The sequence below is a fragment of the Marinicella sediminis genome (assembly GCF_002000055.1).
GTDB classification, from domain to species: Bacteria; Pseudomonadota; Gammaproteobacteria; order Xanthomonadales; family Marinicellaceae; genus Marinicella; species Marinicella sediminis.
This window is the reverse complement of sequence record NZ_MVBD01000019.1, coordinates 22,020-29,663: the sequence shown is the minus strand read 5'-3', so window position 1 is coordinate 29,663 and position 7,644 is coordinate 22,020. Positions and strand designations below refer to the sequence as shown.

The following is a 7,644-nucleotide window of genomic DNA, read 5'->3' as shown; positions in this document are numbered from 1 at the left end:
GCATGTGAGTTGCCAGAAGGTGTAGAAATGGTTATGCCTGGTGACAACATCAAGATGGTTGTTGAGTTGATTGCACCGATTGCGATGGACGAAGGCTTACGCTTCGCGATTCGTGAAGGTGGCCGTACAGTAGGTGCGGGTGTGGTAGCAAAAATTATTGAATAATTAAACACAAACGAGCAGTGGCGAAAAGCCACTGCTTTTAGTTAGAGGCAAATTAACATGGCTGGTCAAAAAATCAGAATAAGACTTAAAGCGTTTGATCATAAACTCATTGATCAATCAGCGGGAAGAATCGTAGATACAGCGAAAAGAACCGGTGCCCAGGTTAGGGGTCCGATTCCATTACCGACGAAGAAAGAACGTTTCACTGTATTGATTTCTCCTCATGTGAACAAAGACGCACGGGATCAATATGAGATTCGTACTCATAAAAGATTGGTTGATATTGTAGACCCCAATGACAAAACAGTTGATGCTTTGATGAAGCTCGACTTGTCAGCGGGTGTTGATGTTCAAATTCAATTGAACTAAGGAGTTGGAAAATGTCATTAGGTATTATTGGTAAAAAAGTAGGAATGACGCGCGTTTTCAACGACAAAGGCGAGTCTGTACCAGTCACTGTTATCAACGTTGAGCCCAATGTTGTGGCTCAGGTCAAAACAGTCGAATCCGACGGTTATAACGCCGTTCAAATCACCACAGGTGGTCGCAAAGCTTCTAAAGTCAATGCGCCAGCTGCTGGCCATTATAAAAAAGCAGGCGTTGAAGCTGGTTCCATCACCCGTGAATTCCGTACAGATCAGGAATTTGCTGCAGGTGATACGCTGGCATTGAGCATGTTTGAAGATGGTCAAAAAGTTCGAGTCACCGGCACTTCGAAAGGTAAAGGTTTCCAGGGTGTGATCAAACGTTATAACTTTCACATGCAGGACGCCACTCACGGTAACTCCTTGTCTCACAGAGCGCCAGGTTCTATTGGCCAGTGTCAAACCCCCGGCCGCGTTTTCAAAGGTAAGAAAATGTCAGGTCACATGGGTGCTGAGCGAGTCACTACTAAAAATTTAGAAGTTGTTAAGGTTGATCAGGACAATAACCTGATTTTGATTAAAGGTGCTGTTCCTGGTGCAAAAACCAGTACAGTCATTGTCAGACCTTTGGCTTAAGCAGATAACGGAGAAATATTGTGGAACTGACAGTATCAGGAAAAAAACAAAAAGTTGAAGTTTCAGAAGCTGTTTTTGACAGAGATTATTCTGAAGCTTTGGTTCACCAGGTGGTGACCTCATATCTGGCCACTGGCCGCAGAGGTACCAAAGCACAAAAAAACCGTTCAGCAGTGAGTGGTGGCGGTGCCAAACCCTGGAAACAAAAAGGAACCGGCCGGGCGCGTGCCGGAACTTCAAGAAGTCCGATTTGGATCGGTGGTGGTAAAACATTTGCCGCTCAACCAAGAGACTTCACCAAGAAAGTAAACACCAAAATGTACCGTGCGGCTATGAAATCAATTCTCTCAGAATTGAACCGCAGTGAGCGTTTGGTTGTGGTAGCTGATTTGGACGTGAAAAATGGTAAGACCAAAGAAGCCATCGAGTTGTTGAGCAAGCATGGTGTAGAAAAAGGTTATCTGGTCTCAGCAGAGCCCACTGAAAACCTGGTCCGTGCGACTAACAACTTGCCACATGTAATGGTTTCCAATGCCTTGGGTCTGGACCCTGTGTCATTGGTTTATGCAGACAAAGTCGTGATGACTGTGGATGCAGTGAAACAAGTTGAGGAGTGGTTGTCATGAGTTTGAATAATCTGTACACAACTATATTGGCACCCGTGATTTCTGAGAAATCAAACCGGGTGGGTGAATTGGCCAATCAGTATGTTTTCAAAGTGGCTAAATCAGCAAATAAAGCAGACATCAAAGATGCTGTTGAAAAGCTGTTTAAAGTGAATGTTGAAAACGTATCAGTCATGAATGTCAAAGGCAAAACCAAAAGCTTCCGCATGAAGCCGGGTAAAAGACCCGATTGGAAAAAAGCCTACGTCAGAATTCAAGCTGACCAAATGATTGATTTTGGCACCAAAGCTGAGTAATTAGGAGCATTATCATGGCATTAATCGTACACAAACCAACTTCTCCAGGTCGTCGTGGCACAGTCAAAGTTAAAAGAACCGGACTGTACAAAGGCAGGCCTGAGGCCAGCCTGACTGAAAAGAAATCAAAAACTGGCGGTAGAAATAATTACGGTCGAATCACCACCCGTCATATTGGTGGTGGTCATAAACAAAAATACCGGATCATTGACTTCAAGCGTAACAAAGATGACATTGTCGCCAAAGTAGAACGCATTGAATACGATCCAAACAGAAGTGCTTACATCGCGTTGTTGCATTACACCGATGGTGAGAAACGATACATCATTGCACCCAAGGATTTAGAAGCGGGTATGCAGGTTGTATCTGGTACTTCTGTACCCATCAAAGTTGGAAATGCTTTGCCACTGGATAACATTCCGGTTGGTACTGTTGTTCATAACGTTGAAATGAAGCCTGGTAAAGGTGGACAAATTGCCCGTGCTGCGGGTACATCAGTTCGTTTGGTTGCTAAAGAGGGTGTTTACGCCACTTTGCGCTTACGTTCAGGTGAAATGAGAAAAGTGCCTGCCAAATGTCGTGCGACATTGGGTACTGTTTCTAACAGTGAGCATAACCTCGAAAAAATCGGTAAAGCCGGTGCTTCTCGTTGGAGAGGTGTCAGACCTACCGTTCGTGGTGTTGCCATGAATCCAGTTGACCATCCACACGGTGGTGGTGAAGGAAGGACCTCTGGTGGTCGTCATCCCGTAACTCCATGGGGTGTCTCTACCAAAGGACATAAAACGCGTAAAAACAAGCGAACTGATAAGTTCATTGTTCGTCGCAGAAACAAGAAATAAGGTAGTTTTTTATGCCAAGATCACTTAAAAAAGGCCCCTTTGTTGACATCAGTTTGATGAAAGCAGTTGAAAAGGCCGTAAAAGAGAACAGCAAAAAACCAATCAAAACCTGGTCCAGAAGATCCATGATCTTGCCAGAAATGGTTGGCTTGACTTTGGCTGTTCACAATGGGAAACAACACGTTCCTGTATTGATCTCTGAAGAGATGGTTGGGCACAAGTTGGGTGAATTTTCTCCAACTCGTACTTTCAGATCACACATTGCTGACAAGAAAGCGAGGTAAATGATGGAAGTAGTAGCTAAATTAAGAAGAGCCAATATATCGGCCCAAAAAGTCAGACTGGTTGCCAATCAGATCAGAGGTATGAACGTCGAACAGGCAGAGCAATTGTTGACTTTTAGTCCCAAGAAAGCCGCGCACATCGTTAAGAAAGCGCTGATGTCAGCCGTCGCCAATGCTGAGCACAACAACGGTATGGACGTTGATGAGTTATTCGTCAGTTCCATCTTCGTTGACGAAGGTCCGACCCTGAAAAGAGGTCGTGCCCGTGCCAAAGGCAGAGGTACACGTATTTTAAAAAGAACCAGCCACATCACTGTGAAAGTGGCTGAAGCATCGTAAAGGCAGGATTATGGGTCAAAAAGTACATCCAATAGGTATCCGTTTAGGAATTTCGAAACAGCATAATTCCAAATGGTATGCAGAAAAAGGTCAATTTGCTGATCAGCTTGTTAAAGACATTAAAGTCAGAGAGTTCTTACACAAAGAACTGAAACATGCTTCTATCAGTAAGATTGAAATTGAAAGACCGGCTAAAAACGCCCGCATCACCATCCACACTGCCAGACCTGGTATTGTGATTGGTAAGAAAGGTGAAGACATTGAGAAGCTGAAAAACACCCTGTCAAAAATGATGGGCTTGCCAACTCATGTCAGTGTCAATGAAATCAGAAAACCTGAGCTTGATGCTCGTTTGGTTGCAGAAGGTATTGCTTCTCAGCTGGAACGTCGAATCATGTTCAGACGCGCCATGAAACGAGCTGTAAGCAGTGCCATGAGACTCGGTGCCCTGGGTATCCGGGTGGCAGTTGCTGGTCGATTGAACGGCGCTGAAATTGCCCGTACTGAGTGGTACAGAGAAGGTCAGGTACCTTTGCATACCCTGCGTGCAGACATTGATTATGCAACGGCTAAAGCTTACACAACTTACGGTGTGATAGGTATCAAAGTCTGGATTTACAAAGGTGAAGTGTTCGATCTGGAAGCACACACCAGTGAATCTGATAAGAAGTCGAACAAGAAGAGTCGGGGTAAAAAATAATGTTACAGCCGAAAAGAACTAAATTCAGAAAACAACAAAAAGGTCGAAACCGTGGGTTGTCACATGGTGGCAACAAAGTCAGTTTCGGTGATTTTGGTTTAAAAGCGACCACCCGTGGTTTGCTGACCGCGCGTCAGATCGAAGCTGGTCGTCGTGCCATCACCCGTCACGTAAAACGTGGTGGTAAATTATGGATTCGTGTGTTTCCGGACAAGCCAATCACAGCCAAGCCAATTGAGGTGCGGATGGGTAAAGGTAAAGGTAACATCGACCATTGGGCCGCTGCCATTAAACCTGGCAAAGTCATTTATGAAATCCAAGGGGTTTCAGAAGAAATGGCCAGGGCAGCTTTTGAGAAAGCAGGTGCTAAATTTCCTGTGCAAACAACATTCGTTAAACGTGTGGTGATGTGATGCAAGCAAAAGAATTGAAAAGTAAAGACCTTGCTGAGTTGCAGGAAGAGTTGAACAAATTGCTGCAAAAGCAATTTGATCTGAGAATGGCTCGTGGCAATGGTCAATTAACCAAGATACATCTGTTACGTGAGGTCCGCAGGGACATCGCTCGTGTCAGAACTGTTATGAACCAAGTGAAAGGATAATGTCATGACTACTGTAGAGAAAAATGTAAAAACCAAAAGTGGTGTGGTCACCAGTGACAAAATGGATCAAACCGTAACAGTGATGATTGAGCGAAAAATCAAGCATCCTCTGTATGGCAAATACGTGAAGAAATCAACCAAGATTCACGCCCATGATCCCGGTAACAAATGTCAACAAGGCGACTTTGTAAAAATCGCTGAATGTCGACCCATTTCCAAGACCAAAACCTGGAAAGTGGTTGAGATTGTTGATTCAGCTAAATAAGAGGTACTGACAATGATACAAATGCAATCAAGATTATCAGCTGCTGACAACTCAGGCGCCAAAGAAGTCCAGTGTATTAAAGTACTGGGTGGTTCCAAACGTCGCTATGCTGGTATCGGAGACATCATTAAAGTTTCCGTAAAACAAGCCATACCTCGTGGCAAGGTTAAAAAAGGTGAAGTGTACAACGCAGTGATCGTGCGCACAAAGAAAGGGGTCAGAAGGCCTGATGGTTCTTTGATTCGTTTCGATGGCAACGCAGTGGTTATGCTGAACAGTAAACTGGAGCCCATCGGCACCCGTATTTTTGGCCCTGTGACTCGTGAACTCAGATCTGGTAAATTCATGAAAATCATTTCATTGGCACCAGAAGTATTATAAGGAAACGATTATGCAAAGAATTAAACAAGGTGATGAAGTCATCGTTATTGCGGGACGCAGTAAAGGCCAAAGAGGTAACGTACTTAAAGTGTTGCAAGACGGTCGTTTGCTGGTAAACAACGTGAATACAGTGAAGAAACATGTCAAGCCGAATCCTCAAATTGAGGAAAAAGGCGGCATCAAGACCAAAGAAGCTCCAATTCATGCTTCTAATGTCATGCTGTATAATCCCGCTTCCGGAAAAGGCGAAAGGGTTGGATTCAAAGTATTGGAAAACGGCAAGAAAGTCCGTGTTTTCAAATCCAACGGTGAAGTCGTAGACGCTTAAGAGAATTATTATGGCCAGATTAGAACAATTTTATAAAGAAAAAGTGGTTCCTAAACTGCTTGAATCAGGCAAGTTTGCCAATGTAATGGAAGTGCCGAAAATCACTAAAATCACATTGAACATGGGTGTCGGTGAAGCTGTTGGGAACAAAAAAGTATTGACCAATGCAACTGGTGACATGGCGACCATCGCCGGTCAGAAGCCAGTGATCACACATGCCAAAAAATCTGTGGCGGGTTTTAAAATCCGTGAAGATTGGCCCATTGGTTGTAAAGTCACCCTCAGACGCAAGAAAATGTATGAGTTTCTTGACCGCCTGGTGAACGTTTCTTTGCCTCGTGTAAGGGACTTCCGCGGTTTGAACCCTAAATCATTTGACGGTCGTGGTAATTATTCCATGGGTGTAAAAGAGCAAATCATATTTCCTGAAATCGAATATGACAAAATTGACGCGATCCGTGGTATGGATATCTGTATCACAACCAACGCGCGCAATGACGAGGAAGCTCGCATGTTGCTGGATCAGTTTGATTTCCCATTCAAAGGTAGGTAATAAAGATGGCTAAAGAATCAATGGTCCAACGTGACCTGAAAAGAAAAAAAACCGTTGCTAAGTATGCTGAAAAGCGTGCGGCGCTGAAAAAAATCATTGCCGATCCAAACACCACGTTTGAGGAAATGATGGATGCTCAGGAAGCTTTACAAAAAATGCCACGCAATGCATCTCCTTCGAGAATGCGTAACCGCTGCAAGATTTCAGGCAGACCGCGTGGTTATTACAATAAATTTGGTTTGAGTAAAACCAAATTCCGTGAAGCAGCCATGCGTGGTGACATTCCTGGTTTGAAGAAAGCCAGCTGGTAAAGAGAGAATAGATTATGAGTTTAAGTGATCCAATTTCAGACATGATTTGCAGCATCAAGAATGCGCAAGCGGTCAATAAAGACAGCACTGTCACGCCTGCTTCTAAATTGAAATCAGGTATTTTGTCAGTACTGCAACAGGAAGGCTACATCAGATCTTTTGAAATGGTCGAAAAGGATAACCATCCTTTCATCAAGATCAACATCAAATATTACCGCAATCAACCGGTGATCGAGATGATCAAGAGAATCAGTAAGCCAGGTTTAAGACAATACCGTGGAAAAGACGATCTGCCTCGTGTAGATGCAGGATTTGGTACAGCTATTGTTTCAACTTCAAGAGGCATCATGACCGACAAGGACGCACGTGCGGCCAAAGTTGGTGGTGAAGTCATCTGCGTCGTTAAGTAATTGGGAGAAGAGCATGTCAAGAATTGCAAATAAACCAATTGCCCTGGCATCCAACGTTCAGTTTGATGTCAAAGACAAAGTGGTAACGATTAAGGGTCCCAAAGGCGAACTGAGCATGGAATTACATGAAGCAGTCAGCATTGAGCAAAATGACAACGAATTGCAGGTCACTGCCAACAGTGATGATATGGTTTACATGGCAGGTACCATGCGTTCGCTGGTCAGTAACATGGTTGAAGGCGTGACCAACGGCTTTTCCAAGAAACTGCAACTGGTCGGCGTGGGTTATCGTGTAGCCATGAAAGGTAAAGATCTGGATCTGAACCTGGGATTTTCACATCCTGTGGTTTATCAGGCCCGTGAAGGTATCAGCTTTGAAACCCCATCGCAAACTGAAATCGTGGTCAATGGTACTGACAAACAACAAGTGGGTCAGGTCGCGGCAGAAATCAGAGCGATCAGACCTCCTGAGCCTTACAAAGGTAAAGGTGTTAAGTACGCTGATGAAAGATTGTATAGAAAAGAGGCCAAGAAAGCGTAAT

Annotated in this window: 18 protein-coding genes; all 18 read left to right on the top strand. The window is 44.1% G+C overall.

Annotated features, from left to right (window positions below; translation table 11 throughout):
* On the top strand, positions 1 to 165 hold a 165-nt coding region (locus tag B0475_RS17035; protein ID WP_456298906.1), incomplete at its 5' end, for an EF-Tu C-terminal domain-related protein.
* 57 nt (positions 166 to 222) lie between these two features.
* A complete protein-coding gene (rpsJ, locus tag B0475_RS17030) occupies positions 223 to 534 on the top strand; it encodes a 30S ribosomal protein S10 (protein ID WP_077413089.1) in 312 nt (103 codons plus the stop codon).
* An 11-nt stretch (positions 535 to 545) separates the two neighbouring features.
* Positions 546 to 1,166, top strand: coding sequence for a 50S ribosomal protein L3 (gene rplC / locus B0475_RS17025; protein WP_077413088.1), 621 nt, complete (start codon positions 546 to 548; stop codon positions 1,164 to 1,166).
* A gap of 20 nt (positions 1,167 to 1,186) precedes the next feature.
* Positions 1,187 to 1,792, top strand: coding sequence for a 50S ribosomal protein L4 (gene rplD / locus B0475_RS17020; RefSeq protein ID WP_077413087.1), 606 nt, complete (start codon positions 1,187 to 1,189; stop codon positions 1,790 to 1,792).
* On the top strand, positions 1,789 to 2,088 hold the full coding sequence (rplW, locus tag B0475_RS17015) for a 50S ribosomal protein L23 (RefSeq protein WP_077413086.1): 300 nt from the start codon (positions 1,789 to 1,791) through the stop codon (positions 2,086 to 2,088). The genes rplD and rplW overlap by 4 nt, the downstream gene beginning before the upstream one ends.
* Positions 2,089 to 2,102: 14 nt before the next feature.
* Entirely contained in the window at positions 2,103 to 2,930 is an 828-nt protein-coding gene (gene rplB, locus B0475_RS17010; protein WP_077413085.1) for a 50S ribosomal protein L2, read from the top strand.
* An 11-nt stretch (positions 2,931 to 2,941) separates the two neighbouring features.
* Positions 2,942 to 3,214: a 30S ribosomal protein S19 gene (gene rpsS, locus B0475_RS17005; protein WP_077413084.1), complete on the top strand. Its 273-nt coding sequence runs from the start codon at positions 2,942 to 2,944 to the stop codon at positions 3,212 to 3,214.
* Between the two features lie 3 nt (positions 3,215 to 3,217).
* Positions 3,218 to 3,553: a 50S ribosomal protein L22 gene (gene rplV / locus B0475_RS17000; RefSeq protein WP_077413093.1), complete on the top strand. Its 336-nt coding sequence runs from the start codon at positions 3,218 to 3,220 to the stop codon at positions 3,551 to 3,553.
* A 10-nt stretch (positions 3,554 to 3,563) separates the two neighbouring features.
* Positions 3,564 to 4,253 (top strand): 30S ribosomal protein S3, encoded by a 690-nt coding sequence (gene rpsC, locus B0475_RS16995; protein WP_077413083.1) that lies wholly within the window; start codon positions 3,564 to 3,566, stop codon positions 4,251 to 4,253.
* Positions 4,253 to 4,666: a 50S ribosomal protein L16 gene (gene rplP / locus B0475_RS16990; protein WP_077413082.1), complete on the top strand. Its 414-nt coding sequence runs from the start codon at positions 4,253 to 4,255 to the stop codon at positions 4,664 to 4,666. Before rpsC ends, rplP begins: the two co-directional genes overlap by 1 nt.
* Entirely contained in the window at positions 4,666 to 4,854 is a 189-nt protein-coding gene (rpmC, locus tag B0475_RS16985) for a 50S ribosomal protein L29 (protein WP_077413081.1), read from the top strand. Before rplP ends, rpmC begins: the two co-directional genes overlap by 1 nt.
* Positions 4,855 to 4,858: 4 nt before the next feature.
* Positions 4,859 to 5,119, top strand: coding sequence for a 30S ribosomal protein S17 (gene rpsQ / locus B0475_RS16980; RefSeq protein WP_077413080.1), 261 nt, complete (start codon positions 4,859 to 4,861; stop codon positions 5,117 to 5,119).
* Positions 5,120 to 5,131: 12 nt separating this feature from the next.
* Positions 5,132 to 5,500: a 50S ribosomal protein L14 gene (gene rplN, locus B0475_RS16975; RefSeq protein ID WP_077413079.1), complete on the top strand. Its 369-nt coding sequence runs from the start codon at positions 5,132 to 5,134 to the stop codon at positions 5,498 to 5,500.
* A gap of 7 nt (positions 5,501 to 5,507) precedes the next feature.
* Positions 5,508 to 5,828, top strand: a complete 321-nt coding sequence (gene rplX / locus B0475_RS16970; protein WP_449288547.1) for a 50S ribosomal protein L24 — start codon at positions 5,508 to 5,510, stop codon at positions 5,826 to 5,828.
* Between the two features lie 7 nt (positions 5,829 to 5,835).
* Positions 5,836 to 6,381, top strand: a complete 546-nt coding sequence (rplE, locus tag B0475_RS16965) for a 50S ribosomal protein L5 (RefSeq protein WP_449288546.1) — start codon at positions 5,836 to 5,838, stop codon at positions 6,379 to 6,381.
* A gap of 5 nt (positions 6,382 to 6,386) precedes the next feature.
* Positions 6,387 to 6,692: a 30S ribosomal protein S14 gene (gene rpsN, locus B0475_RS16960; protein ID WP_077413076.1), complete on the top strand. Its 306-nt coding sequence runs from the start codon at positions 6,387 to 6,389 to the stop codon at positions 6,690 to 6,692.
* Positions 6,693 to 6,706: 14 nt separating this feature from the next.
* A complete protein-coding gene (gene rpsH, locus B0475_RS16955; protein ID WP_077413075.1) occupies positions 6,707 to 7,102 on the top strand; it encodes a 30S ribosomal protein S8 in 396 nt (131 codons plus the stop codon).
* A gap of 13 nt (positions 7,103 to 7,115) precedes the next feature.
* Positions 7,116 to 7,643, top strand: coding sequence for a 50S ribosomal protein L6 (gene rplF / locus B0475_RS16950; RefSeq protein ID WP_077413074.1), 528 nt, complete (start codon positions 7,116 to 7,118; stop codon positions 7,641 to 7,643).
* Position 7,644: the final 1 nt, after the last annotated feature.

What these genes read in the sequence shown, in the direction of transcription:
- rpsC (WP_077413083.1), top strand. Translation starts at nt 3,564, where the DNA reads ATGGGTCAAAAAGTACATCCAATAGGTATCCGTTTAGGAATTTCGAAA.
- rplP (WP_077413082.1), top strand. Translation starts at nt 4,253, where the DNA reads ATGTTACAGCCGAAAAGAACTAAATTCAGAAAACAACAAAAAGGTCGA.
- rplN (WP_077413079.1), top strand. Translation starts at nt 5,132, where the DNA reads ATGATACAAATGCAATCAAGATTATCAGCTGCTGACAACTCAGGCGCC.
- rpsN (WP_077413076.1), top strand. Translation starts at nt 6,387, where the DNA reads ATGGCTAAAGAATCAATGGTCCAACGTGACCTGAAAAGAAAAAAAACC.
- rpsJ (WP_077413089.1), top strand. Translation starts at nt 223, where the DNA reads ATGGCTGGTCAAAAAATCAGAATAAGACTTAAAGCGTTTGATCATAAA.
- rpmC (WP_077413081.1), top strand. Translation starts at nt 4,666, where the DNA reads ATGCAAGCAAAAGAATTGAAAAGTAAAGACCTTGCTGAGTTGCAGGAA.
- rplC (WP_077413088.1), top strand. Translation starts at nt 546, where the DNA reads ATGTCATTAGGTATTATTGGTAAAAAAGTAGGAATGACGCGCGTTTTC.
- rpsQ (WP_077413080.1), top strand. Translation starts at nt 4,859, where the DNA reads ATGACTACTGTAGAGAAAAATGTAAAAACCAAAAGTGGTGTGGTCACC.
- rpsH (WP_077413075.1), top strand. Translation starts at nt 6,707, where the DNA reads ATGAGTTTAAGTGATCCAATTTCAGACATGATTTGCAGCATCAAGAAT.
- rpsS (WP_077413084.1), top strand. Translation starts at nt 2,942, where the DNA reads ATGCCAAGATCACTTAAAAAAGGCCCCTTTGTTGACATCAGTTTGATG.
- rplW (WP_077413086.1), top strand. Translation starts at nt 1,789, where the DNA reads ATGAGTTTGAATAATCTGTACACAACTATATTGGCACCCGTGATTTCT.
- rplV (WP_077413093.1), top strand. Translation starts at nt 3,218, where the DNA reads ATGGAAGTAGTAGCTAAATTAAGAAGAGCCAATATATCGGCCCAAAAA.
- rplF (WP_077413074.1), top strand. Translation starts at nt 7,116, where the DNA reads ATGTCAAGAATTGCAAATAAACCAATTGCCCTGGCATCCAACGTTCAG.
- rplB (WP_077413085.1), top strand. Translation starts at nt 2,103, where the DNA reads ATGGCATTAATCGTACACAAACCAACTTCTCCAGGTCGTCGTGGCACA.